This window comes from Sorangium sp. So ce362 (assembly GCF_051519845.1).
Lineage (GTDB): Bacteria > Myxococcota_A > Polyangia > Polyangiales > Polyangiaceae > Sorangium.
This window is the reverse complement of sequence record NZ_CP150332.1, coordinates 10924380-10950555: the sequence shown is the minus strand read 5'-3', so window position 1 is coordinate 10950555 and position 26176 is coordinate 10924380. Positions and strand designations below refer to the sequence as shown.

The 26176-nt window shown below is 68.5% G+C and carries 15 protein-coding genes; 3 read left to right on the top strand and 12 right to left on the bottom strand.

The annotated features are described in order from the left end of the window. Positions 1–1096: 1096 nt before the first annotated feature. From istB to WMF17_RS42000, 3 genes are read right to left on the bottom strand one after another with little or no spacing between them, the layout of a single operon-like run. Positions 1097–1936, bottom strand: a complete 840-nt coding sequence (istB, locus tag WMF17_RS42010; RefSeq protein WP_437646554.1) for an IS21-like element helper ATPase IstB — start codon at positions 1934–1936, stop codon at positions 1097–1099. Then, on the bottom strand, positions 1843–3507 hold the full coding sequence (gene istA / locus WMF17_RS42005; protein WP_437646553.1) for an IS21 family transposase: 1665 nt from the start codon (positions 3505–3507) through the stop codon (positions 1843–1845). The genes istB and istA overlap by 94 nt, the downstream gene beginning before the upstream one ends. After that, entirely contained in the window at positions 3504–4427 is a 924-nt protein-coding gene (locus tag WMF17_RS42000) for a ParB/RepB/Spo0J family partition protein (RefSeq protein ID WP_437646552.1), read from the bottom strand. The genes istA and WMF17_RS42000 overlap by 4 nt, the downstream gene beginning before the upstream one ends. 1379 nt (positions 4428–5806) lie before the next feature. Here WMF17_RS42000 and WMF17_RS41995 point away from each other — a divergent pair. The 3 genes from WMF17_RS41995 to WMF17_RS41985 all read left to right on the top strand — a co-directional run bounded on the left by WMF17_RS41995 (position 5807) and on the right by WMF17_RS41985 (position 11890). Then, on the top strand, positions 5807–5986 hold the full coding sequence (locus WMF17_RS41995) for a hypothetical protein (protein ID WP_437646551.1): 180 nt from the start codon (positions 5807–5809) through the stop codon (positions 5984–5986). A gap of 3544 nt (positions 5987–9530) precedes the next feature. Beyond that, positions 9531–11249, top strand: a complete 1719-nt coding sequence (locus WMF17_RS41990) for a hypothetical protein (RefSeq protein WP_437646550.1) — start codon at positions 9531–9533, stop codon at positions 11247–11249. Next, on the top strand, positions 11246–11890 hold the full coding sequence (locus tag WMF17_RS41985) for a hypothetical protein (protein ID WP_437646549.1): 645 nt from the start codon (positions 11246–11248) through the stop codon (positions 11888–11890). Before WMF17_RS41990 ends, WMF17_RS41985 begins: the two co-directional genes overlap by 4 nt. A 4-nt stretch (positions 11891–11894) precedes the next feature. Here WMF17_RS41985 and WMF17_RS41980 read toward each other — a convergent pair whose 3' ends face one another. From WMF17_RS41980 to WMF17_RS41940, 9 genes are all read right to left on the bottom strand, one after another. Beyond that, positions 11895–12887, bottom strand: a complete 993-nt coding sequence (locus WMF17_RS41980) for a DUF2169 family type VI secretion system accessory protein (protein WP_437646548.1) — start codon at positions 12885–12887, stop codon at positions 11895–11897. 30 nt (positions 12888–12917) lie between these two features. After that, positions 12918–14777 carry a hypothetical protein gene (locus WMF17_RS41975; RefSeq protein ID WP_437646547.1) on the bottom strand — a complete coding sequence of 620 codons (1860 nt, stop codon included), beginning with the start codon at positions 14775–14777 and terminating at the stop codon, positions 12918–12920. Next, positions 14777–15790: a hypothetical protein gene (locus tag WMF17_RS41970; RefSeq protein WP_437646546.1), complete on the bottom strand. Its 1014-nt coding sequence runs from the start codon at positions 15788–15790 to the stop codon at positions 14777–14779. Before WMF17_RS41970 ends, WMF17_RS41975 begins: the two co-directional genes overlap by 1 nt. Next, complete coding sequence (locus tag WMF17_RS41965; RefSeq protein WP_437646545.1) at positions 15787–18324, bottom strand: type VI secretion system Vgr family protein; 2538 nt, start codon at positions 18322–18324, stop codon at positions 15787–15789. Before WMF17_RS41965 ends, WMF17_RS41970 begins: the two co-directional genes overlap by 4 nt. An 80-nt stretch (positions 18325–18404) precedes the next feature. Beyond that, positions 18405–18668, bottom strand: a complete 264-nt coding sequence (locus WMF17_RS41960; protein WP_437646544.1) for a hypothetical protein — start codon at positions 18666–18668, stop codon at positions 18405–18407. Next, complete coding sequence (locus tag WMF17_RS41955) at positions 18665–19324, bottom strand: hypothetical protein (protein WP_437646543.1); 660 nt, start codon at positions 19322–19324, stop codon at positions 18665–18667. The genes WMF17_RS41960 and WMF17_RS41955 overlap by 4 nt, the downstream gene beginning before the upstream one ends. Before the next feature lie 30 nt (positions 19325–19354). Next, the gene (locus tag WMF17_RS41950) at positions 19355–23467 is read right to left on the bottom strand and encodes a DUF6531 domain-containing protein (protein WP_437646542.1); all 4113 of its coding nucleotides are present in this window, start codon (positions 23465–23467) and stop codon (positions 19355–19357) included. Next, positions 23467–24036: a hypothetical protein gene (locus WMF17_RS41945; protein ID WP_437646541.1), complete on the bottom strand. Its 570-nt coding sequence runs from the start codon at positions 24034–24036 to the stop codon at positions 23467–23469. Before WMF17_RS41945 ends, WMF17_RS41950 begins: the two co-directional genes overlap by 1 nt. Then, positions 24011–26161 carry a type VI secretion system Vgr family protein gene (locus tag WMF17_RS41940; RefSeq protein WP_437646540.1) on the bottom strand — a complete coding sequence of 717 codons (2151 nt, stop codon included), beginning with the start codon at positions 26159–26161 and terminating at the stop codon, positions 24011–24013. Before WMF17_RS41940 ends, WMF17_RS41945 begins: the two co-directional genes overlap by 26 nt. Between the last annotated feature and the right edge of the window lie 15 nt (positions 26162–26176).

Below are 26176 nucleotides of genomic sequence, written 5' to 3'. Positions count from 1 at the left end.
TTCGAGCTCCGCCGCCCGCAGCGCCTGGACGACCAGCGTCCGAACGCGAGGAGGCCCGGACGCGGCTCGGTCGGGCGAGCACGCTGCCCCCGCCGTTCGGCGCCCGTGAGCCGAAGCGGACGGACAGGTAAAAGGGCACCCCAGAACGCCGAAAGCCCGGCGACCCATCGGGTCTCGGGCTTTCGAGCATCTGTCCCAACCGCTTCTCGCAGCGGCCAGGGCTCCTCAGTCATCTCGGGTGGGCCATGAAGGACTTGAACCTTCAGCCAATGGATTAAGAGTCCGGGTCGGCGCTGGCGCCCAAGCGCCTGTAATCGTTCGCTTTTTGCTAGCTCCTGAGGTGGCCAACCCGGGACGCCGTGGGACACGCGTGGACACGGGGGACGCGACCGCCGCTCCGATGCCGGCGAGATGACGCAGCGCGACGAGAACCCGGCGCGACCAGGATCGAACGCGCGAGCACATCCGACGCAGGACGACGCAGAGACGCCAGAGCCGCGTCAGTAACCGGCAGACGGTGAGGGGCCGCCAGGCGCAGGCACGGCGCCGAGCCCACGCTGCGCCAGCCGCTTGACACTCGCAGGTGCTTGTGCCCCGTGGACGGGGATGTCTCGCGTCCGCCGCCCTCCGGCACCTCCGGCGACTTCCTCGCCTGTACTTTGGCGGCGCCTTGGGACTGATCCAATCCCGAGCTCATTCGAGATCCACCGCCAGTGGTCCTGGTGGATCCATGGCGGCGCTTTGGTGATCCAGTCGCGGAGCCGGAAGGCCGATCCCCGAGCGCGCAGCAAGACGGATCCCCCTCCGGTCCGGAGCTCTTCAAACGTCGTCGTCGTAGCGGCGGAGCACGTGGCGATCGCAGCTCGCCCGGTTGCAGGTGTCTCGAGGGGGGTCCAGGGGGGAGACCGGCAAGTTGTGGACGCCGGTGGAGAGCCGGTGGACGGCATCGGTGCCGGGGCGATGGGCGGAGGACCGGCCCCGAAGCAGGCGGGCTTGTTGACGGCATCGGCCGCGCAAGCGACCGCGCGCGCAGCGGAAGCGCGAGAGCCCGCCCTCATTCACGGAGCCCTCCGCAGCCCTTTTCGGCGAGCGAAGGTCAGCCGGATGCGGCGGCGGCCGGCGCGCTCTGGGTGGCGGCGCGCAGCTCGGCGAGGTGCTGGCGATAGCTCGGGCCGTCGATGTCCACGCGGATAGCGTGCATCGCGAGGCGGTCGAGGATGGCCATCGCGACCGTGGTGTCGCCGAGATAGCGCCCCCAGTCGCTCAGCGCGATATTGGAGGTCACCGCGGTGGACGCCCGCCCATGCCTCTTGTCGATCAGATTGAAGAGCGTGTGTGCGGCGGTCGGCTCGTCCTCACGCTTCTTCACCTGCCCGAGCCCGACGTCGTCGATCACGAGCAGCTCGGGGCGCGCCCAGCTCTTGAGTCGCTGCGGGTAGGTCCCGTCGGCGAGCCCGGCGTGCAGGTCGTCGAGCAGGTCGACGCAGCGGGCGTAGCGCATGGAGATCGCCTGCTGGCAAGCGCGCAGGCCCAGGGCCTTGAGGATGTGGCTCTTTCCGGTGCCGCTCTTGCCGGTAAACACGAGGTCATCGCGGCGCCGCACGAAGTCGAGGCGCGCGAGCTCGACGATGAAGGCCTTGTCGAGCGTGGGCTGGAAGTTCCAGTCGAAGGCTTCGAGCATCTTCTGCTCGCGCAGCCCGCTGACGGCTACGCGGCGCGCGACGCGCGCCTCGACCTTGCTGGCGACCTCCGCGCCGAGCACGTGCTCGAGCAGCGCCGTCGCGCCGGGCCGCTCGCGCGTGGCCCATGCGAGCAGCTCATCGAGGCGAGCGAGGCTGTGGGTCAAGCCGAGGAAGCCGAGGTGTCGCCGGAGTCGCTCGGCGACGATGTCGTCGCCGAGGGGCGGGTCGGTGCCGCTGCTCTGCCGTCTGGACATGGTGTCTTCTCCTTGTCGTCGGCGCGGGCGGCGCCGGAGGTCTCGGGGTGGCCGGGAAGGCGGTCGTACTCGACGAGATCGCGCGGCCCAGTGCGCGTCTCGCCGAGGGCTTTGGCGATGCGCCGGACGGTGTCCTCGGCGACGTACTCGTCGAGCGAGCGCGGCGTCGCGCGGGCGGCGAGGATGCGCCCCAGCGCGTGGGAATCGAAGGCGCCAAAGCTCTTCGCGTGCCTCAGCGCCGCGTCGAGATCGGCGGTCGCATATCGCTCGCGCAGGAGCAGGATCTGCCGCGCTTGATGCGCCCAGATCCGCGCCGGACCCGCGCTCATGAGGCGGAAGAAGCCTGCGGCGTCCTCACCCATCTGCTCGAAGGCGGCGCGGAGCATCTCGAGGTCGACGGGGCTCTGGCGCCCAGGCGGCGGGTGCAGGCCGGCTGGATCGAGCTTGAGCCCCTGGCCGCGTGGAGCCAGCTCGTGACGCGCGATGCAGGAGAGGTCGGCGCCATAGACGAAGAGCTCGTGCTGCGTGATGCGGACAGGCAGGAAGTCGGTGATATGATCGTAAGGCACCGCGTAGGCGTTTCCCTCCCAGGCGACGAAGCCATCGATGGAGCAGATGCGGTAGATCACCCGCGCCGTATCGTAGGGATGGCGCGGCAAGGGCACGAGGTGCTCGCGCTCTTCGGCGAAGCGGTCGAGGGGCGTCTTGCCGTGACGGCGGCGCTGGTCGACGATGGCGTCGAGCCATCGAGCGAGCTGGGCTCTGAGGTCGTCGAGGTCGACGAAGGAGCGACCGTTGAAGAAGGAGCATTCGACCTCCCAGAATCCACGCTCGACACGTGGCTTGGCGTTGGGCTCGCCGCGCACGCCGCGCGGCCGAAACTCGTAGTGTGCGGCGAAGGCGAGGAAGCGCGGATTGTAGATGGGCTGCTGCCCCTCCCATCGCAGCACGACGGGCTTCTGGCTGTCATACGTGCAGCACGCGGCGGCGCCCTGGAATCGGTCGAAGGCACGGACGTGGCCATCCATGAGCGCGTGGAGGTCGGCCTGGTGATAGAGCTCCACGAATTTGCGTCTGGAGAAGGGGAGCGCGTACGCGAAGGCCTGTATCTTCTCCTTGTGGCCGTCGACGAAGGCGACCTCATAAGGTGACCAGTCGCTCTCGGCCATCTTGCCGGGGCCGTAGACAGGAGCGACGCGGCTCGGCGCCGGGCGCGGCGGGGGCCGCCGCCGGCGCACGTATTTCTTGACGGCGGTGTATCCGCCGAGATAGCCGTCCTCGCGCAGCGTCTCGAAGATGCGCTGAGCGGTGATGTCCAGGTAGCGAGCCATCAGCTCGGCGACGCGCGCCGCATACGCGTCGACCTTGGACGCGCGCGGCGCTCGCGGCGGCGGCTCCAGGAGCGCCTTGTGCTCCTTGTCGCGCGCGTCCGCGTGGGCCGCGAGCAGCGCCTTGACGGTGTTGCGGCTGACGCCGAGCGCGCGGGCGATAGCTCGGGAGGAGAGGCCCTGCCGGTGGAGTGTCACGAGCTGAAGCACCAGCTCCTCGCGGGTGCGCCATGTCACGGTCATGCGGCGTCCTTGTCTTTCAAAGCGGCGCTGTCGCCGCAGACGAGCTGGATGGTGCGCCCGAGGGCATCGAGCACCGGCACGAGCGCGACGAGGCTGTCTTGCGCGAGCGCCGCGGCCTCGGGGCCGATGGTGTGGAGCGTGCCGCCGGACAGGCGTGCTTCGAGCCGGGCCGCGACGAGGCGCACCGTCCGGAGGTCGCCCGCAAGCCAGTCAAGCTCGCTCCTGGACCGGCGCGTGGGGCGGACACCGGGCTTCGCGCCCGGCGCGCCCTCGCCGAGCCATCGCGCGAGCTGCTCGGCCCGGGCGGCGTCGTCGGTGGCGTCGAGCAGCTCGGCGACGAGGAGCTCGGTTTGCCGCACGGTCAGGCCGCGGCGGATCACGACGCCCGCGGCGGCGTGCTGGTTGCCACGTGGCAACTGGCTCACAGCGACGGCGGCGCGCGGCGCGATGAGGCCGAGCCGCACGTCGGCCTGCACCGCGGGATCCAGCGCCTCGACGAGCAGCAGGCGCCGGAACACCCAGCTCTTGTGACGGCCGAGCCGCGCGGCGATGGCGGGCTGCGACAGGTGGTGGTCGTGATAGAGCGACCGGATCAACCACCCTTCCTCGAGCTCGGTGAGCCCGCGACGGTCGTGGAGCGCGACGAGCAGGATCTTGGCCTCGGCCACGTCGGCGTCGACGACGCGTGCGCGGAGGGTGGGCCAACCGAGAATGCGCGCGGCGCGAGCGCGCTTGAACCCGTCGAGCAGCTCGATCTGGCCGCGATCGGCGAACACGGAGACCGCGTCGAGCTGGCCGTGGCGCGTGAGCGAGCGGCGCATCGTTTCGAGCGCCGCGGTGTCGCAGAGGCGCAGGGCGGAGAGGCCGTCGCCGAGCTCGGCGAGCTCGATGTCGCGGTCGTGGGCGTCGGGGGTGTGCACGCGGTGGACTGCACCACCGACGGGGCATCCGAAGCGATGGTCATGCGTGACGGTCGTCCATGATCACGCCGAATTAGCTCGTGATTCCAGGACCTTGGACGCCGAAGCTGGCGCGTGACAGCTCCTCGGTGATCGCCACGATTTCGCGCTGCTGCGGCCAGATTCTGCGCAGATCGCGAAGCAAGCTGGCGCGTGACCGGTCGACGGCGCGATCCACGAGCTGGGCGATTTCCTCCGGTAATTCCGCGGACTTGGCGGCCGAAGGTGGCGCGTGACACCCGGCGGGAGCGACGGCGGGCGGCGCCGCCGCTCGACCCCAGCGACAGTCGCGCTGACGCCTGCGCTCGTCGGCGCGATGGTCGTCGAGCTCGCGGCAGCGCCGCGCTCGCGCGAGCTTGCGGTCGCGAGCGCGGCGACACGCAGCGCCACAGACGCGCTGGGTGGTCAGGGCACGCGGTGACGGCGTGAAGGAGCAGCGGCACTCAGCGCATCGACGGCGGGACGCCATCCCCGCAGCGTCGCGGGCGGCGGCGGGCCGGGCGCCTTTGCGGCGGAGACGGTCGCGACGCGGCGCGGGTGGAGCACGAAAGCGCCGCGGGCGGCGCTTTCAGACGGCGGCGCCGTGGATCAGTCGGGCGCCGCGGGGTGGATCAGAGGGAGGGCGCCGCTGAAGGTTCCTGCTGATCGACCGCGTCGTGGACTTCTTCCTAACGCTCTCAACGCGGGAAGCGCAGCGCGAGACCGTGAGCACGGCGGAAGCCGCGGCATGCCCCGCAACGTCACCTTGGCGCCGTTCGCGGTCGCCTCAGATGGCACCGTCCTCGCGAACGTGTCACTTGGTGGGCGACGTCGCCGCGACCAAGCTCATCCAGCAGGCGCAGCGTATGGACGGGGCCTGTTCATCAGCCTTGACGCGTCCTGTCGGCGGCCGGGCGGCTGGCCCGGAGGAAGCGGGGGCCGTCGAACAAAGGCACTGGCTTCGTGCAGCCGCTTGCGCCGCACGAGCACTGGCAAATCGACGTCGCCTAGCTGAACGTCGCCGGCACGTTCTACTATCTCTGCTCGCTGCTGGACGGAGCCAGCTGCGCCATCGTCCACTGAGAGATCCGTGCGCAGATGACCGACGTGGACGTCGAATGCATCGCGCAGCGGGCATGCGAGAAATATCCCAACGAGAAACCGCAACTCATCTCGGACAACCGCCCACAGTTTATCGCCAAGGGTTTCAAGGAGCGCATCCGGATCGCGGGGATGACGCACTTCCGCATCTCACCGCATCATCCTCAGTCGAACGGCAAGATCGAGCGGTGGCACAAGACGTTGAAGCGCGATGCGATCCGCGTCACGCCCCCTCGTCGCTCGATGAGGCACGTCGTGTCGTGGGGCACTTCGTCGAGCACTATAACGCCGTGCGGCTGCACAGCATCATCGGGCACATCGCACCGAGCGACATGTTGGCCAGCCGTGCCAAGGCGATTTGGGCCGAACGCGATCAGAAGCTCGATGCCGCGCGCGAGGCCCGTCGCCAGCGTCGCTCCGCTGCAAGGAGAGCCACGTGACCGAACGCTCCCATCCGGAGCCCGCAAAGCCGGCATCCGTCCGCCCATCGCCCGCGCGTGCGCGGCGGCATCGTCGTCTGCGCGATGGGCTCCGGCATCCACCCATGTCGGCCTGTTGGCCCAGCACCCCTTCTACGTTACCGTAACCCTACCGCCGTCACGTTCACGGGGAACCAGTACAAGTCGTCTCCCTTCTGCCATGGCGGGCGGCGGTTGCCTGGGCGCCAACGTCATCGCCCCCGATGCCGCCCGCACTTGCGGCCGTCGGCAACGTGTTCGCGACTCCGAAAAGCGACAGTTTGTACTGCTCACGATGGCCGTTTACAGATGGCTGCCACGGCGAAAGCACCGGGACGGCGCACGTACTCTGCCTGCATCCACACAGAAAAATGGACCATATATGTGAGCAGTGATACAACGTGCTGCATGAAACCATTCCTGACAATGAGCACATTTTCTCTTGTCATCGCATGTAGTCCAACGCAGCGGGACTTTGCTCCTGGAGGTTCCGATACCGTGAGTGATGGCGCCGGGGCGTCTGTGAGCGACGGCGCCGGGGGAGCCGTGGGTGGCGGCGCCGGGGCGTCTGTGAGCGATGGCGCCGGAGCGTCTGGAGGAGGCGGGCCGCCTGGGGGGGGAGGGGCGTCTGCTGGAGGAGGCGGGCCGCCTGGAGGGGGCGGGGCGTCTGCTGGAGGAGGCGGAGGCGGATCACCCCCAGGCGCTGGCTGCATCGCTGGAGAGGTTCGGAACTGCTTCCCCTTCGAGTCTGGCACGCCGGGAAACGGCCCCTGCATGGAAGGTGCCCAGTTTTGTAAGCGGGGCGACGATGGCACGATAGCATGGACGGACTGCATGTCGGCTGTCGGACCTGCCGGCCCGGATTCCTGCGAGCCGGGCGACGATTCGAACTGTAATGGTAAAGTCAACGATTCACCGTGCCCATGCCTTGTCGGCGAGAGCGGGACATGCGCGGAAAAACTTGGTCTACTTGGCAACTGCGCCAATGGATCGACGACATGTGAAGCCGACGGTAAGCAGGCGAAGTGGAGTCCGTGCAGCATCGCTCCAGCAGCTACAGATCAAGATGGTTGCGCTCGCGGTGACGACGCTGATTGCGATGGAACGCCTAACGAAAATTGCCCTTGCTTGCTTGGCCAATCGGAGATGTGCGGACCATGTCTCGACGGCATACGGAGATGCTCTGACAAAAGCGGCCAAGCGCAATGGGGCGCATGCGAAGGCGCCATCGGGCCAACTACATGGTATGTGGATCGCGACGGAGACGGTTACGGCAACCCGTCGACTGCGATGGTCTCATGTGTGCGACCCGGTGGCTATGTAGAAGAATACAAGCGCGATTGCTGCGATTCCGATCCCGCTGTTCACCCAGGTGCAGAACTGGCATCCGTACCGTCCGATGCGTGTGGCCGATCTTGGGACTATGATTGCAATGGGTTTATCGAAGTGGAGTTCGAAACTGTCCAGGCATGCATTGGATGTACGATCGCAACTCAAAATGCGACAGCTTCGTGTGGTGGCTACGGAGAGACCGCTATTAGCTGTTGTTCGGGCATCGCGGCGGAATCATTCATTCAGCGTTGCAGGTGAAGATGGCGACGACGCCAGGCCCAAGGACAGAGACGTTGGGTGGGTCTGTGGCGGCGGGCGCTCCGTAAACGAAGAGGCTCCTGAGCGCGACAGTGGATAATATCTATGCCCAAGGGCTTAGCCGATCCCCTGTGTAGCAAACGCCAGTAGAGACGGAAGGGCACTCTCATCGTCGCTTTGTCGTCGTTGCACCCAGCGCGTGCAGCTTTGTCGCCCACCCGGGAGTGGGCGCAGAGGCGCGCCGGTGGGGGTGAAGGGCGGCTCCACCATCAAAAATGAGAGCTGTGAGTACGTGCCGATAGACGAGGCGCCGTGGTTCGCCCCGCGACCGCTCTTTCAACTCCAGCAACGCTCGGCGGCACCCTCGCGGCCGAGGCTCTCCGAGAGGGTAACGGTCGCCGGGCGACCGACCCGAGCGGCAGGCGAACCCCTGTCCCTTCACAACCCCCCGGCGGCCGGTATCAGGTATAACCTGCGGGCAGCGTAGTCACCTCCGTCAACTTCGAGTTCCTGCGGGCTAAGCTCGCCGAGTTGGGCGCCTTCGTCGAGCAGTACGCCTGGCCCGACCTTTCAAGCGCCCCGGACAAGCTTCGCAATTTCGTGGAGGAGATGGTCAAGACGAATTGCGCGGAGCTGAGCCTCGTCGCACCCGCCTCAACGATCTGCTCAACGAGTCTGCCTGCGAGGGGGCGACACTCCGTGCGGGAGCGGTGGCGGGCTGCCCGCCTTCGAGCCGGCGGCCGACGAGCCGCGCACCGGCACGCTCTTACATCCCTCGCTCGACGCCGATCGCTCTCCGGATGCCAGCGCCGTCGGGCCGCGATCGAGCAGGCCGTCCGCGAGGACAGCGCCAAGAAGAAGGGCGGCGGCCTCGGAGACGAGATGCTCTCCGTCGTCTTGTTCGTCTGCGGCGGACTGGACGGCGAGATGGCCACGAACGCGGATGGCTCGAGCAAGCTCTTCGTACTCAGCGCGGTACGCACGGCATCTTACCGCACCCACACGCACAGACGTACCCCTTCGCGTGCTCGGCGGCGATCCACGCGGCCACCGAGCGGGTCTTCTGTGCCAGTTGAACGCGCTGCTGGAACCCGACCCATGGTTACAAGGCTTGGGCGGCCCCGTAGCGCCCAGGCCGATATGGTTGTGCTAGCCGTCGCGCATGCTCGGCTCGGCGTCGGCCTCGGCGTCGGCCTCGGCGTCGGTGTGCTGGGCGGCACCCAGACGCCGCCGCGGCCATACTGTTGCGACTGCCGTGGACGGACAGCCCCTCGCGGCGCTCGCCCAGAGCACGGGCTGGGCGCCGAGCGTATTCTATTGTCGCGCGATCGATTCCATGGGCGCGACGCTCCGGGGCCTCGCTCCTGGCGGGTGATCGTCCCAGCGGCTCTCGGGCAGTCTTCACTCGCACCGGAGCGACCCGGGTCAAGGACGGAGATAGTGTCCCCTCCGGACATGTCGTCCGGGCAGCGCATCGGGGGCGAAGCGTCGACCGCGCTGCCCGGACCGTTACGCTTGGGCGGAGGTGGGCTTTCTCGATTGAGATGCCTGGCCACCGTGTGGTGCCTCTACCCGACCATGATATCCAGGGCCACGCTGCGACGCATATCGCCCATCCGGAACTCGAAGCCCCACGCGGGCCGATCCGTCTGCCCATCGCCCGCCCCGTCGCGGTCCCACGGCGCGCAGTTCAGGGCAACCGAGCGCCCGCAGCCGCGCGCCAGCGCGGCGACGCCGCAACGTTGCCCGGAGCGAGCGCGGCCGCGTGATCGTCATGCGTGAAGGGCACGCAGCCGTCCCTGTACGTTACCGCTGTCCACGAGCTGTCGCGTTCACGCCGAACCAGTACACGCGCCGCCGTGCACCTATGGGCGCTGCCGCTCGGCTGCCGGTCGCAAGGCTCCAGATTTGTCTTGCCAAGGATTTGCGCGTTAGGATGAGATTCAATCGTGATACGGCAGCCGATATGCGCTACCAGGTTGGCCCTTCGTTTCTGGGGCACAAGGGCCACGTGAAGGATCCGCACGGGCTACCGGAGGAGCCGCTGATCCATGGCGTGTCGCTTGCGCAGTACGCGGGCGTCGAGGCGGGATCGGCGACCGGCCTCGCTCTGGACGTCGTCCTCGCCAACGAGCGGATCGACCCTGCCGCCTGGCCCGATGCGGAAGAGGGCTGGACCGAGCAGATCCTCGAGGAGGAGGACGAGAACGAGCCGCTCCTGCAGGCCTACGAGGAGCGGCTGGCCGAGGCGCAGGAGCGGTACGGCCGGCGCGTTCCGCCGCTTGATACAGACCTCAAGGCATGGCTCGACTTCGTGCGGCGCTGGTCGGCCGACGACGACCCGAACGCCCTCCTCGGCCGCCTCGAGCTCCACGCGTCGGACGTCGTGAGGCTACACCGCACGTGGGCGAAGTTGATGGCGCAGGATCCGGCCCTCGCCGAGCGGGCGAAAGGCATCCTCAGTCAGGAGCCGGGTGACCTACCGGCCATCGCGCCGGAGCCTGTCACGCCGAAGCCGTTCGAGCCGGAATACGTGTGGTCCACCACGGTCCCGTTGCTGGTCGTGTTCGAGCGCAACGACGAGAACGACGAGGACGATGAGGACAACGAGGACGACGAGGACGCGCTCGACGACTTTCCGCCGCTCTTCGCTCCCCTGCCGCAGTGGCTCTCGGGCGGCGTTCGCGTTCAGCAAGCGCCACCGGCGCGCATCGACGGCGGGGAGAGCAGGGCGCCGCCGGAGCGCGCCGCCATTGGCCGGTCCGTGCTCCCGTTCGCGGAGCGCCAGGAATCACCGTGGTCGGCGCCCGTGCCGGATAACCGGCAGGATACGAGCCTTCCCTTCGGTGCGCCGCCTACCATGGCAGCCACCTCGTCTGGCGACGCGCCCGGAGAGACGACGCTCGCCTCGACGCCTTCTCCGTTCCGCATGCCGTTCGCCAGTAACCTCCCGCATGCGGATAAGACACCCGGCGCCGAAACGTCGCCGGCTGCACTCCACGCCGAACAGATTGCCCGAGCAGCAGCCCCTGCGTCGAGCACACTCGACGACGCGTCTGCTCACACCGCCATTCTCTCCATGGCAGGCCCGGCGACGCCATCGTTCGCCAACCCTCTTCCCTTCGTAACTAACCCCGTCGCACCGATGCAAATCCCGGCTGCGGTGCGACTGGACGTGTCGCCTCCCCCGCAACCGCTGCCGAGGCCTGCCCCCGAAAGGGAGCTCGACGCCACGGTCGTAGGTGTGCGCATCTCGCCATTCTCAAACCCACTTCCCTTCGCACAGGGCAGTGCGCTTTCGGCTTCTACACCTGCGCAATCTCCTCCCGTACCGGAGGCGCAGATCCCGCCGAGCGCTCTCGGCGCCCCCGAGCAGGATGGCGCGCAGGACGGAGCACCGGCGCTTTCACTCGCGCAGTATGCCTCGCTGTGTGCGGAGCTCGCCGTCGCGCCACACGCGCGGGACGCCACATTCCGTCGCTACGGGCTAGGCACGCCGCGCCAACAGACCATCGTGGACCGCGCGTGGCAGACGCGGCTCCTGCGCAACCCGGTCGAGTACCGAGAGTGGCAAGCGCTGTATGAGCACTATTCCAGGTACTGGTTGGCACGACGTCTACCGATGGACGAACCTGGTCAAGGAGGCGGTTCATGAGCCATATCGTTCGCCGCCCGGCGTGGGGGGTTGCAAGCTTGAACACGGACACGGGGCATGTCCTCGTGCAAGAAGAGTGGCGTTACAACTGGACCGTGGTCCCTCCCGCATCCGCATGGACGCTGCAGCAGCGGCGCCGCTTCCACAACACCGCCGACCGGCAGATTTGGCGCGCTTGGAGCGGGCGCCTGCGGTTCCGCGTGGCGGGGGCAAACCCAGTCGTTCGCCGCTTCCCGCATGAATTGCCTCCCGTCGACTTCGATATTCGCTGGGTGCTGAGCGGCGGCCAGTTGACAGTGAACGTGCGCAAGCTACCGTCAGGCAGCAGCCCCACCACCTTCATGAGCGAGGTGGACTTTGCCGCGCGCGTGATCCACCTCGACAGCGCCGACCTCGCCTCGTACCGCCCCATCAACGCGGCCGGGCAGAGAGGCAGCGTCTATGCGCTTCCACACGAGTTCGGCCATACCATGGGAGACCCCGCCGGCATCGGCAACCCGGACGAGTACACGGCGGGCAGCGCACATCTGGCCGACACCGACAGCATCATGAACATCGGCCGGCAGGTTCGGGCCCGACACCTCACGGCGCTCCAGGCGGAGCTCAACGCCATGCTCCCCGACTGCACGTTCTCGACATAGCGCTTCAATGGTCCACGTCCGCGACGAGCTCGCGCAGCACATCGCGACCGCGGCCCATGGGGAACGCTTGCCGGACGACGAGCTCGAAGCGCCGCTTCCCCGGCTCGATCAGCAGCGTGTCGGCCGCCGGCCTCACCGCCCGCTTGCCCGAGAGCTCGAAGCGGGCGCGAATCACGAGGGGAAGCGGCGGGATTTCGAAGGCGAGGAGGCCGCCGTTGTCGCACATCCCGAGCACCCCGATGGGATCGCCGGGCAGGAGCGGACCTTCGAGGAGCAGCGAAGGGTGCGCGGCGTTGTTGGCACGTGGATGCCAGTCGACCGGCAAGAGGGGCATGCGCGTCTTCTGCCACGCTTCATCGAACGTGCCGGCGCGCTCGCGACGTGGGCTCCAATGCGGGGGGATGGCGCCGTAGCCCACCGGAGGGTGCTTGTCGCCCGCCCCCTTGTGCGGGCGAAGCGGGTGCTCGATCTGCGGCGCTCGCGAGCCCTCGAGGTCCGACTCCCGCGCGGCCACGCCGACGCCTGCCCAGTTGCGCGGCTCCATCTCGGTCCAGTCCTCGGACGCGCCGCCGTAGGCATTCTCGTAGACGATCGGCATCCGCTCGAACGGCGCTGCAGGGCCGATGACGAGGCCGGCCAGGCGCCTGTAAAATAAGCGCGTGCCGTGAACACGAAGCGGCGCGTTGAGGTCACGAGCCTTCACGGCGACATCCATGACCGTGACGGGTTTCGGCGAGATGGCCTCGCCTACCACGATGACGTCGACACCCCCCTTCACGAGGCAGATGTCCGTCGGGTAGCGGGTACTGCTCCTTGGGTTCTCGGGGTCGTAGGGGACGTCGATGGTCCGGAGCTGCGAGGGCTCCTCGGCCGGGATCACGCGCCCGTCCGCGCGGACCTGGAAGCTCGCCTTGACGACGACCACGACCATGTCGCGCCCCGTGGGATCGGTGAGCGGGACATCGACGGCAGGATAAGGCGTAGCGTTGGCGAACATCGCGGTGATCTCTCCGTCTCGTCCATCTGCTCACCACGCGCCGGGGCGGAAGGACGTGCTGCGCTTCGCGGCCTCGGCGCACCACTGCCGGAGCGCGGGCGCGAAATCGGGATAGAACAAGCGCAGGTCCACACGCGCGCACACGCCAGCCCGGATCGCGAGCTCGTCGATGCGCTTCTCGATCTCGTAGCGCGAGAGGTGACCGGCAACGCATTCGTCGGCGACGACGCGCGGGATCCATGGCTCGCCGCACCGGTAGCGCACGCCGAGCTCGACCGGCTTCGCCGTGATGGCGCTGCGCCAGGCGGCGGGGCACTCCTCGTCGTCCTCGTCGACACAGGCCCCGAAGAGCGTGCGCAGCGCCGCCGATGCGGCCTCGGCGTGGTCGGGGCTCTCGAGGCAGCGCAGCAGGTATGCCCACGCGGCGGGGTGGCCGAAGCGCGCGAGCGCGGAGAGTTGATCGCGGCCGGGCGGCAGCCGGCCAAGGATCGACTGCATGCGCGCCATGTCCGAGGCGTCGCCCACGAGGACGATGATCTCCGCCGCGAGCGGGCCGAGCACGCGTGTGAGACGATCACCGGCCTTCAGCTCGGCATAGGGATCGCGATGGCCCCAGAGCAGGAGCGCGCGCGCAGCCGGCCACGCGATCGACCGATCCGGGACGTGGAGCCAGCGCCGGAGGATGGGCACGAGAGGCTCGGCATCGACGCGATCGAAATCGGCGGCGGCGCGCGCGGCGGCGGCGAGCACGGGGATGTTGGCGTCCGCGAGGTTGCGCTGGAGATCCTCGACCGTGAGCATGCGGAGGCGGGCGAGGACATCCACGCCCACCGCGCGGGCGATGGGGTGCGGCGAGAACGCCAGATCCCGCGCCAGCGCGGCGAGACCGGGATGCGGCGAGACGCAAAGGGCCTCCGCGGCCAGCATGCCCTGCGCAATCGCGCACGCCGGCAGGCGCTCCAGCCCGAAGGTGATGGCCTGGAGCGCGTCCCTACCGTCGAGCGTCCCGAGCAAGAACGCCGCTGCCCAGGTTTTCCAGGGATCCGGCGACTCGATCGACTCTTCCCACCAGGCGAGCGTGCGGGCCACGCAGTCGCGCCCGGTGATCGCGGCCGCGTCGGCGAGCTCCAGCATGCGCATCTCCTCGTGCGCCCGATCCTCGGAGGCGAGCTCCGATCGGTGGCGCGCGAGCATCGCGATCTTGTCCGCGCACGAATCCGTGATCTCCGCGTAATAGGCCGTGAGCGGCGCGGGAGCGCCGACGGCACGATTGGCCCACACCACCGGCTTCTGCGGCAGCATTCGATCCGGATCATCGTACAGCGGATCGCCGCGCTCGGTCGCGCCCTCCTCGCCGATGGCGCTGGCAGCTCTCGTTGCGGCCTCGCCGGCCCCGTCCTCCTCGTCCTCGGCGCTTGCTGGCGGTGCAGCGCCGGAAGACGCGTCATCATCCTCCGCGTCGATCGCGACCGGCGCCGGGGGCCCCTCGGGTTTGACGAAGCGCTCGCGCCTGGGCCGGAGCACGCGCGGCCTCTCCCTGGTCGAGGTGAAGGGTTGGCCGGCAAGGTGCGTGTCACGATCGCGGAGCTCGTCAACCTCGGGGATCCGATCGGCGGTGCGGAGGCAGGCGTTGATCGCGCGTGCGACCTTCTCGACCAGCGCGAGGTCGATCGTCTCGCTGGCGACGAGCATCAGCGCCTGCTGCCCCGCCCGCAGCGCCGAGGCGACCACCTCCAGGCTGCTCGCGCCGCGGGGCTTGCCTGCGAGGCCGGCCGCGGCCGCGAGCGCCTCGCTCAGCGCGCGTTGGTTGGGCGTTGCGGGCAACCGACGCACGGCCGCGAGCGCTGCCTCCAGCGCTTGCACCGCCGGGTGCTCGCCCTCCGACGCCATCACTCCTCCAGCCCGCATAACGCCGCCCCCCGCGTCCCGTCGCGGGAGATCGCCCAAGCGATGAAGGGCGAGCCCACCGCAGCCGGCAGCTCGGCGGTCTCGTAGCGCTGCACCGCCAGCCCGTACACCACGTTGACCGCGCCGGCGGCGGCGCCCAGGCGCCCGATGTCACGCTCCAGCGTCTGGACCTCGCAACCGAGGTCGATCTTGCCGGCGGCACGCGCCGCGCCGAGCTGCCACTCCACCATGCGGAGCCGGTCGAGAGCGAACTGTCCGAAGACGATTCGAGCAGGCGCACGGCCGGACAGCGCGGCCAGCACCGCGGTCAGCGCGCTGCCGTCGGTGGGCTCGTCGTTGTCGTCGTTCGACGGCGCCACCGCGGTCGCTGCGCGATGCACGAATCCGACGCGGTCGAGCCTCGCGCGCCGCGCCCAGCTCCCGCTGCACACGATGAGCGCGGCCGCCGCCTCGGAGGGCGCAGGGACCTCGAAGGACCAGTAACTCGGCGGACGCGCGCACAGCTCGGTCAACGCTTCGAGCGACGCGTACGTATCGACCGCCAGGATGGCGACCGCGCTCGCGCCCTTGCCGACCAGCACCTCCGCGCGCGAGAGCGCCGCGAACGCGCCCGCCGCGCCGGGGAACCGCTCGAGCGTGGCGTTGCGCAGCCGGTCGCGCACCGCGCGCTCCACGTCTGCGCGCTCGGGAGCACGAAATCCAGGCCGATCTTCGGGCAAGCAGAGCAGCACGGCGGAGGGGTTTTCCTGCCCATGCTCGCGCAGCGGCCGCATCGCCTCGTCGAGCGCTGACGTGACGAGCGCCACGGCCCGCTCCCCAGGCGGCAGGTGGGCGCCGAGCCAGGGGCAATAACGTAGGTAGACCGGCTCGTCCTCACCCGTGCGATAGGGCGTGATCGTGGACGGCACCACACCGGCACGCAGGAAGAACGCGTGCTCCGCGGGCGTCAGCCCGGCGGGCGAGACGAGCCCGGCTCCGACGACCGAAAGGGTCATGCGTGCGTCGTCTCCTTCGACTGCTTCGATCCCCGGCTGACCTTGATCTTCGGCGCCTCGAGCACGATCCCGCCCGAAGATGCGATGACCTTGGACTCTCCGCATACGAACGTCACGTGCGAACCGGTCATGGTGAGCGAGCCGCCAACCTTGATCTTCAGCGCCGCCTCGGCCCGGATGACGTGCTTGCCTCCGGCCTTGCTGTTGAGCGCGCCGGCGATGGTCGTCGAGATCGCGCCGGAGACGCTGCGCACGATCTGCCCGCTGGTCTTGATGGACAGGCTCCCGAGGGTCTCGGTCGAGGCGCCGAGCGTGTCGAATGACGCGGTCAGCGCCTTGGTCGAGTGGCTGCCGCCGATCAGGAGTGTGGAGGGGCCGACCGTGCTCCACGAGCTGCTCCCGGGCGTCACCATGGCGTAGTTCGATCCGATGATCTCGGTCATCGCGCCCTTGACGTTCGTGATGCGGTACCCCAGCCCCGGCCCACCCGTGGACGATGACGAGCTCGCGCCCGATCCACCGCCGCCGACCTCCTGCGATCCGGCTGCAGGCGGCGGGTCTTTCCACGGGACGGGCAAGGACGAGTTGATCTGGCTCAAGACCGCCTCGCCGCCCGGGATCATGGCCGCAACCACGCCGGCCGCCGCTCCGCCGACGCCGCGGAGCATCCCGGAGAAGCCGCCTTGTTGGTAACCACGATATCCGGCCTGCGCGCGCGTCGCGCCCTTGGAGACCAGGCCGCCGATCGTGCCGAGCTGGCCCGCGCCGGAGATCGCCGCCGAGACCGCGAGGCTCTTCAAGCCCGAGACCGGATCGCCCACCTTCTCGAGCACCGCGCCGCCGACGAGCACGGTCTCGCTCCCCACGGCGACGGTCATGAAGCCTTTGACCCAGATCTTCTGCATCCCGCCGACGGTCGCGGACTGCGAGCCCACGGCCGAGAGCAGCCCCTGGGTCACCGAGACGTCCTCGCTCGATCCGACGCTCCGCCCCTGCGAGCCCGTGATCACGATGTTCTCGTTCTTCACGGTCTGGGTGAGCATGTTGTTCGCGACCGTCATGGTCTTGTTGAAGCCCGCCGCGATCGCAACGTGCTGCCGGCCCGCCGCATCGTCGAAGGTGATCGCGTTCTGCCGCGCGCCGCCCGGCGAGGCCAGCGTGAGCAGCGCCGTCATCGTCTTGTTCGCTGGCAGGCTCATCGGCGGCGGCGACTTGGCGTTGTACGTGCGCCCGAGCACGAACGGCCGGTCGGGATCGCCATCCTCGAACATCACGAGGATCTCCCAGCCGACGCGGGGAATCACCATCGAGCCCGGCGTGTTGGGTTGCATCACCCGCACTGGGAGGCTGCTCTTGTCGTCCTCGGGCCCCTCGCGATCCCAGGGGAAGCGCACCTTGATGCGGCCCTGCCGGTCGGTGTGGATCTCCTCGCCGGACGAGCCCGTGACCTTGGCCGTGTGCACGCCGCCCATCTGCGCGCGTGGCGACGTACGCGGCAAGCGGAAGGGCACGTCCAGCGGGATGGCCTCGACCGTGAGCCCATAGCGGCGCGAGTCGTGGTGGTGGGTGTGCTTGACGCCCACGACGAGGAAATCGCCCTCGGGCCGCGCGGCCCCGGCGTAGCTCGGCCCGAGCTCCAGCGAGAACGAGCAGCCCGGCCGGAGCCGCACGGCCGTGGTGTGGAACGACAGCACCTTGGCGTCGGCACGGAGGCTCTCGATCCGCTGGGTCGCGCGCGCGGCGCCCTCGCGCTGCGCCTTGAAGCCGCCGGGCGCCTCGTACACCTCGACGGACCTCTCGACATCATTGCCGCCCTGCGCGACCCCCTCGAGCTGCACCGCCGGCCTCTCGTAATCGTAATCGCGGAGCGTGACCTTGCCGGGCCGCCGGCGCAGCGCGAGCCGGCAGTTGCTGACCGCCGGACGATCGCGCTGGAGCTCGGAGTCGTCCACGACCAGGAGGGCATCCTCGTACGCGGGCGGCGCAGATGTCGAGGTGTCCCAGAGCTCGAAGGCGTCCAGGCCGCTGTCGGCGACGCCGAACGAGAAGTAGAGCCCCTCCTCCTCGCAGAGCCGCCGGATGAAGGCCGCGTCGGTCTCGGCATACTGCACCACGTACTCGCGCTCGGGGTGATCGGCCGCGAGCGAGGTCACGATGGCCTCGGCCGCGTAACCACCTTCGCCGAGGAGCTCCTTGATGATCTCGGGTACCGGAAGGTGCTGGTAAACGCGGCTGTTCCGACGCAGATCGCCCACCGCGAGCACCGAGTAGACGCTGGCGCGGTAGCGCCGCGCCGAGGCGGACTGCGAGGTCGCCAGCGCGGACCAGCGCGCCACGACGCCGGCGACGGTGCGGGCGCCGGCGTCGGTCTCGACCCGGATCTGGCACGCCTGCCCCATCACCGAGGCCGTCTCCACCGGCTCGGGCGAGAAGATCTCGACCTCAAAGCGCGCCGGCTCGCCCAGGCGCTCATGGCCGGTGAGTGACCGGCACTCGAGCTGCGTGTCGCCCACGTGGAGCATGACGCTGGCCATCGATCACCCCTCCTTCGATCGCGGCATCGCACTCCTTGCCGCGCTGTCGAACCTCGAATCAGTGCACATCGGCCCCTCCGTCATCCGGCCATCGCGGCCGCGACCTCGGCCATGAACGCGCCGTCCGGAGCCTCGACCATCAGCTCGGTCAGCAACTCCTCGGCCTCGTCGGCGCGACCCAGCCGGATCAGCGCCAGCGCCTTGTACCGGAGGAGCGCCGAGCGCAGATCCCCGGGCGCGGCGAGGCCGGCCTCGGCGTGCGCGAGCGCCTCGGCCCAGCGCCGGGCCCGGTACGCCTCCTCAGCGCGAGTGAGCAGAGCGGCGGGTCGGATGGGGAGGCTCATGTGTAGTTCCAGGCGACACGGCCGTCTTCCAGCGTGGGCAGGCCGGTCGCGGGGTTCATGCGGGTGAAAAGGTAGACCTCACCGCCCCAGAAACCAGCATTGGTGGTGAACTCGTCGAGCTCCAGTTCATTGATCTGGAGGAGGAACGACAGACCGCGCGCCTGCGCCTCTTTCTCATCTCCGGCGATGGAGGTCTGGATCCAGTACGGCGGACCGCCGAGCTTCGATTGCTCGACCCGGGATGAGCCAAATCGCTCGTGAATGCGCTCTTTTCGGAGATGGCCGCGCAGCAGGCGCCGGCCGGGCTCTCCGACGGATCGGGGAGAAGGCTGGTGCGTGATCGCCACTACAGACGGAGGCTCCGCGGCGAGCCCGATGGACTCCAGCCGGCAGTTCGCGTCGGCGCAGGCGAACACGGAAAGCGCCCGCTCGTTCGCGATGTCCGGACCCACGACGTCGGCTTCGATGGTAAGAAAGTAGTCGAGGAGCTTGCCGCAACGCAGGCATTTCGGCGCGCCTGCCTCGAAACACCGCGGGAACGCGCCAGCGATGCGCGAGCCGCTGGGCCCGTCGTCCTCGCCGAGCACGATCGGACGGTAGTAAGTGCGAGCCAGGAACAGCTTCTCCCTCGCCTCGGCTCTGGAAATGCGTTTCATCGACGGTCCTGGCTCCTCTCCACGCCTCAGTTAGCAGGTCAGTTTGTTCTTCTTGATGAATTCGATCGTCTTCTTGTAAAGCTCGGCCACCTTCTTCTTCGCGGCGGCCTTACTCATGCCGTTCTTGCGTAGCGCCTTGTAAAGAAACTGGGCGTTGAGGTGCATGTTCTGTCGTGCGGTCTGCTTGGCGAAGACATTTTTGGCGTTCTTGCCGGACATCCCTGCGGCTGACTGCATCCTCCCGATGTCTTGGTGGTCGCCTGCCTGTTGATTGGCGGTGAGTGCAATGGCCGGGTTCTCACCGCCGTTCGCACCTTGGCGCCCGTCGTACCTACTCCAGTTGTTCTGGAGCCACGACGCATTGAGCAGCTCGTGATGCTGTAACCCGTCATGGGGCGTCGAGGCTGCCTCGAGCGACCTCATCGTCCCGATCTGGCCATGCTGCACCTCGAGCCCGAAGGGATCTCGGTCGAGCACGGGAGAGCCGTTGAAGCCGAAAAGGTTGAGCCCGCCGTCGCTCCCGAGCGGATCGCTCGAGAGCCAGCGGCCGACTGCCGGGTCGAAGTAGCGGAACAGCGTGCAACAGAGCCCCGTCTCCTCGTCGGCGTATTGACCGAGGAACCGTATTGGCGTCTCCACGGGCCGCGCCCAGCACGCCTTGGGGTCGCAGAAGACCCCGACGAGATCGCCCCAGGCGGAGTGCGCCGCCGACCAGGCGACGCGCCCGTCTTCGCCGATCAGCTCTTTCGGTGTCTCGTTGTGGTCGTTGACGTACAGGAACACTGCCCCCTGCTCCTCGTGGAGGACCGGCGCGAGCGTACACTTGTCGAAGAGGTACACGCGGGTCCCGCGCTCGCTGTCGATCTCCGCGGCCAGCGTGTTACCGTCCCACAGGTAGCGTACCACGCGGCTCGGGACGTGCGCGGGAAGGCGCAGATGCGGCGAACCGGCGAGACGGGAGTACGGGGGCAGAGCCTGGCTTGCCGGGTGAGTCCCCATCTCAGGCTCGGGAGGGGTGGGGACGTCGAGCGGCACCGCCGGAGGATAGACCTCCTTCCGCACCCGGCGTCCGAACGCGTCGTACGCGAAGACCACGCGCCCGCCGTCCGGCAGGGTCACCTCGCGGAGACGATCGTGCGCGTCCCAGTAATACTCCGTCACCTCATTCGTCAGCGATCCGAGGCCGATGCGACGGCGGCGGCGTCGGTTCTCGTCGTATTCGTACGCGTACCGGTCGTCGCGGACGAGCACGTTGCCAGGCCGGAGCTTCCAGGGAGTCCCTTCCGACGTCGCGCACGCGCCGGGCCGTTCGCGCTTGGATGCCGAGAGCGAGTCCGCTGCGTCGTACGTGAAGGACTCCCGCGACGCGTTGCCGTGCGCCTCGATCAGCATGCCGATCGCGTCGTGCGCGAAGCGCGCCGCGCCCCAGCGCAGATCCGTGGCGGTCAGAATCCGATCGAGCGGGTCATAGGTCCAGTGGTGCCTGGAGAGAAGCGGACGTGCCTTGTCGCCCAGCGCGGTGACCCAGCGGTCCGTCAGTCGGCCCAGCGGGTCGTAGGCGCTGCACAGGTCGAGCTCGCCCCGGTATGAGTAACGCCGCACCTCGCGCCGGAGCGCGTCGCGCTGGAAGAGGAGCTTGCGCCCCTCGTGATCCAGAGCGACGAGCTGCCCGTTCGCGTCGTAGTAGTAGCGCGTCGTCCGCCCATCCGGGAGGATCCGCGCCACGCGCCGATCGAACGCGTCGTACTCGTGGCGGATGGTCTCTTCGCCCTGGGTCTCGGCGATGAGCCGGCCGTGCTCGTCCCACTCGCGGCGAAGGGCGACCTTGCCCGTCGCGTCCTCGACGACGCCGGCGACAACCTGCCCTATCGCATCGCGCTCCAGCGTGATGCTGCCGTGGGGTGAGACATCGCCGATCAGGCTCCCCGCCGCATCGTAATGGAGCTCGCGCCATGTCCCGTCCGGGTACTCGATCCGGGAGAGGCGACCGGCCTTGGAGTATTGATAGCTCAGCGTGCGTCCATCGAAGGTCTTCTCCTCCACGACCCGGCCTGCGCGGTCGTAGCGGTATTCGAATGTCTCCGCCCTGGGGTTCTTGATTGCGCGGAGGCGGCCGTTGCGATCGTAGAAGAAATCCCACGCTCGCCCGAGCGGATCGGTGAGCTTGACCAGCGAGCGGACGTTCGCGAACTCCATCGTCGTCGTTTGTCCGAGCGGGTCGGTGTAGCGAACGAGGTTGCCACGTGCGTCGTAAGCCATCTCGGCGAACGAGCCGTCCGGGTGGATGAAGAGCACGGGCTGGCCGACGGCGTCGTACTCGAAGCGCATCTTGGTCCCGAGCGGATCGGTCTCGGCCACCACGCGGCCGAGCGCATCGTAGGCGAGCGTCCAGGTGGCGCCGTGGGCGTCGGTGCTCTTCACGATGTTGTGGTGATCGTCGTACTCGGCCCGGAGAAATACGCCTTCGGCAGTGGACGCAGCCGCGAGCCGCCCGTGGCCGTCATAGGCGAGCTCGTATCGCGCACCCGTCGATCGCGTGATGGACGCGACCTCCCCGCGGACATTGTAGCTGAAGGCGATAGTCCGTCCTCCGGGCTCGACGGTTCTGACGTGCCGGTCCTCCTCATACTCGAATACGATGACGTTCCCCGCGGCGTCGACCTGCTTCACGAGGTTGCCGAGCTCGTCGTACGCATAGAGCTCCTCGTCGCCGGCCGCGTTCTTCTCGCTGAGGAGATAGAGATCACCGTCGTATACGCGCTCGCGCACGAAGGCGCCGTCGAACGTCTCCTCCTTGACGATGGCCCCCTGCTTGTTCCACGTGTAGACGCGTGGCTCGAGCGTGCCCAGCGTGGTCGTGGTGCGCGCTGCCAGGTCATAGACGAATTCGACGGCATGGCTCCCGCCGTCGACCCACGTCCGGCGGCAACGCCCGCTGTCGGGGTCGTAGTCGTAATGGACACATACGCCGTCGCCTAGCGTCTTCTCGATCATGCGGTGGTGACCGTCGTACGCGTAACGCTCGCTGTGGCCGAGTGCGTTGGCAGCTGCGGCGAGATCGCCCTCGTCCGTGTATGCATACGTCACGGCCTGGAGCACGCTCCCGTCGACGCGGACCTCGACCAAGAGGATGCGCCCCCGGGTATCGTGGGTCAGCGCGATCTCGCGCCGCGCGGTGTCGAACATCTTCACCAGGCGCTCGCCGTCGTAGACGAGCTCGACCCGGTTGCCCCACCCATCCTCGATCGCCCGCAGCAGCGAGCGGCCCCCTGGCGCGCTCGGCGCGAACGATCGCGTGAGGTGGGTATCGAGGCTGTAGACCTGGTATGCGCCGCCGCCCATCGCGGTGAGCTGGAGGCGCTTGGCACGATGGAACGCCGAGCCCGGCCGCGTCACGATCGGGAACCCGACGTTGCGCCCGTCCTCGTCGTGGAGCACCAGCCGCTCGCCCTTCTCTCGGTGGCTCTCGGCCTCGATCCACTGATGGAAGTTGTGCGTCCAGCCGCCGCGCCCCAAGGGCGTAGCCCTGCGATGGAAGCTCGAGATGTAGAGTCGGGTGAAGAAGAACGGGAAGGCGCCGGGCAGCTCGAGGTCGACCCGCTCGTCCACGACCTCGCCTGTCGCCACCGAGACCGGATCGCCGAGCTTGAGCAGCTCTGCCGAGAGCTCTTCCCACTCGTCATTGTATTTCCCACCATCGACGGCGTCGGTGTACACGCCGTTCGACTGCGCCATCTTGCCGCCCTCGGTGGTGACGTTCATCGCCTCACCATCCATGGTGGCGGCCACACCGTTCTTGTCGGCCTTGACCTTCGACGAGCCGGTCGTGTTCGTCCCCGTGGAGTTGACCTTCATGGTCACCACGTCGTGCGGGGGCACCGCCGGCTTCGAGGGCTGGTTTCCGGGCATCTCCACCGGAGCACTGCAGCCGCTGGTGACCGTCTTCTTCTTAGAGGTCTTGAGCTTCTTTTTCGCGTCCTTCGACTTCGCCGATCGGCAGGCCATTGGGAACGGCGCCATCGCCGGCCCCGTCGGGGGTGGAGGCGGGACTGTGCTCGTCGCCGGCGTCCCCACGGCCGTATGCGAGCTGCCCTTGTGGGCGATGTTCTTCCCGGGCTTCCCGCCGACCGTTGCCTTGCCCATCAGGGTAGCTCCACGCTGGCAGAGAGGATCCGCAGCAGCGCGGGCATGTCGATGACCATCTTTTCCCCCTCGACGCGGACCGCGCCGCTCTCGTGGAGGCGAAGCGACACCGGTCCGGCGTCAATCACTACCTGCTTGTCGGCCCTGAGCCGGAGCTCGCGACCCTGGATCGTGACACAGCCGTCAGGGTCCTTGACGACGGGCGCGCTCGTCTGCAGCGCGCCCAGGATCACGGGCCCGCTCTCGCCATCGGCAAGCACCACGCGCCGACCGGAGCACAAGCAATCCTCGGCCAGCGCTGGGTCGACCTCGTCGTCGAGCGTCGCGGTGACGAGCGCGCCAGCAGCCGTGCGCACCTGAAACGAACGCCCCGAGCGGAGCTCGATCGTGCCGGCGTGGAGCCCCGGCCCGAGGCCCGCGGCGCGGGGGAGCCGGCGCGACGGGCGCGCGGCCGGAGCGGCGTTCCCGGCACTGGCATCGGCAACACGGAAAGACCTCGGCTTCGCCATGTTCGTCTCCATCGATATTGCAGTGGCTACAGCGTCAATCATAGTTCTGTTCGCCTTCATCGACGCTGTTCGATTTGCCGTCGAAGGCCCCGTCAATGGTGATCCCGCCCGGCGTGATCTTCACCGTGATCCCGCTCGCCTTGAGCGTTATCTTGTGCTTGGCCTTCACCACCACCTCGGAGCCCTTGATCTTGGCTGAGCCGCCGATCTTGTAGGTCGCGGCGGCGCCGAAGATCTCGTTGCGATCACCGCCGGCCTTGATTTTGCGCGAGGCGAGCGTCTCCTTGAGCGCGCCGCGCACCCGGACCTCGTACTTGGAGGCCTTGATCGATTTGGCGCCGCTCACCACCTCCGTGGACGCGCCCGCCGTGTTCACCGAGAGGGCGAGCCCCGCCTTCTCGCTCCAGGCCCCGCCGACGAGCACGGTCGCGGCGCCGAGCACCGATCGGGTATGGCTCTCGATCGCCAGCTCGGCCTTGACCGCGCCCACGAGGCGGGTGAGCGTCGCGCACTGCGTGCCGTAATCACCGCCGACGTTGAAGACGCGGAGTCCGCCGACCATCACCGTCTCGGACGCGGCGGAGATGGTCTTGTCTGCGTTCACGTTGACGGTGCGCTTCGCCGCCACCGTGTACGACTGGGCCCCTTCAACCGCCACCTCATGGACCGCGCCGACGATGACCTTGCGCTCGGCGCCCACGGTCCACGTATCGTTCGCGGTCACTTCCGTGACCTTGTCGTTCTCGGTCCGCTCGTTGAAATCCCTGGACGCGTTGAACGTTACCCCCTCCTTCCCGGCGGTGTCGTTCATAGCCACGAGGTTCGCACTCCCGCCGCCGGGGGTCGTCTGCGTCCCGAAGGCGCTCACGACCTTGTCGCCGGGCAGAGCGTTGGGCGGCGGCGTTTCCCCGTTGTAGACACGGCCGAGCGCGATGGGGTAGTCAGCCGAGACGCCCCAGAAGCCGAGGATGATCTCCCACTTCATGCGGGGCAGGAAGAAGCTGCCCGACGTCGGCGGCTGCACCGTTCGCACCCAGGACGAGGCCGTGTCGTCGAACGGTCGTTCGCGATCCCACCGCAGGTGGACCTTGATGCGCCCATGCTTCTCCGTGTGGATCTCGGCGCCACCCGCGCCCGTGACGGTGGCCGTTTGGACGCCGGTCATCCGCGGCGGCGCGAGGCGCGCCGGGCGGTACCCGTCGGCGGCCATGACGGCGGTGAAGCGCGCGACGTAGCGCTCGTCGCCCTCGGCGCCGTGATCGCTCCCGTCGTGATCCACCTCGAGGATCAGCCAGCGGCCCTGGATGTCGTCGCGGGCGCCGCCGCAGAGGCTGATCACGTACCCCGGCAGGAGCCGGCGCGAGCTGCTCTCTGCCTGGAGCACCAGCTTCCTGCCGTGCAGATCCTCCAGCCGGATGCGCGCGAGCGCGCGCCCGAGCCCCGGATCGGCGTAACCTCCTGGGTACTCGTACCGCTCGAGCCTTCCCGAATCCGCCTCGGCCGTGAGATCAAGCGCGGGCCGCTCGAAATCGTAGTCGCGGAACGTGACCTTGTCGGTCACCATCGTTCTCCGGACGCGCGCGCCGTAGACCGACTCGTCGATGTCGAGCCCTCCCCGCTCGCGCACGGGCAGTTCGCCTTCGAGCTCGTCGAAGCCGCCCGCGAAGTCGACGAGCGCCACGACATCCTTTCCTTCGAGCGGCAGGTACCAGGCAATGCCGTCCTCGGCGAGGAGCCGAGAGGCGAAGGCCAGCCCGCTCTCGAAGGCCTGCACGCACTGACTGCGCTTCGGGAGCGATCGCCGCACTCGGACGTCGACGGCGATGTTCTGCTTGCCGAGTACGTCGGTGACGATCGCCACGGTGTCCTGCTCCACGAACACCCGGTGATCTACGGCATCCGCGAGCAGCGCGATCCGCGGGACGATCGAGAGCCGCAGCCCGGTGGCGACGAGCTCCACCTGATCGACGAGCCCCTCGATGATCCGCTCACCGCCGGAGTGCTTGAGGGTGATCTTGGCCGCGCGGGTCAAGAGATCTTCGGGGCGAATCTCTTCGTCCTCCATCTGGCAGACGAGCGCGAAGACGAATGGCGCGTGGAGGCGCTCGCGCCCCGTGAAACGCAGGACGCGAAACGTGCCCGCCGCTCCGTCCACTTCGAGGTTCACGAATTGCGAAAGGCTCATCGCCTGCCCCTCTCG

Bases quoted from the DNA above. Each gene is read 5' to 3' on its own strand.
- istB (WP_437646554.1), bottom strand. From the start codon at position 1,936: ATGTCCAGACGGCAGAGCAGCGGCACCGACCCGCCCCTCGGCGACGAC.
- istA (WP_437646553.1), bottom strand. From the start codon at position 3,507: ATGACCGTGACATGGCGCACCCGCGAGGAGCTGGTGCTTCAGCTCGTG.
- WMF17_RS41990 (WP_437646550.1), top strand. From the start codon at position 9,531: ATGAGATTCAATCGTGATACGGCAGCCGATATGCGCTACCAGGTTGGC.
- WMF17_RS41985 (WP_437646549.1), top strand. From the start codon at position 11,246: ATGAGCCATATCGTTCGCCGCCCGGCGTGGGGGGTTGCAAGCTTGAAC.
- WMF17_RS41980 (WP_437646548.1), bottom strand. From the start codon at position 12,887: ATGTTCGCCAACGCTACGCCTTATCCTGCCGTCGATGTCCCGCTCACC.
- WMF17_RS41975 (WP_437646547.1), bottom strand. From the start codon at position 14,777: ATGGCGTCGGAGGGCGAGCACCCGGCGGTGCAAGCGCTGGAGGCAGCG.
- WMF17_RS41970 (WP_437646546.1), bottom strand. From the start codon at position 15,790: ATGACCCTTTCGGTCGTCGGAGCCGGGCTCGTCTCGCCCGCCGGGCTG.
- WMF17_RS41965 (WP_437646545.1), bottom strand. From the start codon at position 18,324: ATGGCCAGCGTCATGCTCCACGTGGGCGACACGCAGCTCGAGTGCCGG.
- WMF17_RS41960 (WP_437646544.1), bottom strand. From the start codon at position 18,668: ATGAGCCTCCCCATCCGACCCGCCGCTCTGCTCACTCGCGCTGAGGAG.
- WMF17_RS41955 (WP_437646543.1), bottom strand. From the start codon at position 19,324: ATGAAACGCATTTCCAGAGCCGAGGCGAGGGAGAAGCTGTTCCTGGCT.
- WMF17_RS41950 (WP_437646542.1), bottom strand. From the start codon at position 23,467: ATGGGCAAGGCAACGGTCGGCGGGAAGCCCGGGAAGAACATCGCCCAC.
- WMF17_RS41945 (WP_437646541.1), bottom strand. From the start codon at position 24,036: ATGAAGGCGAACAGAACTATGATTGACGCTGTAGCCACTGCAATATCG.
- WMF17_RS41940 (WP_437646540.1), bottom strand. From the start codon at position 26,161: ATGAGCCTTTCGCAATTCGTGAACCTCGAAGTGGACGGAGCGGCGGGC.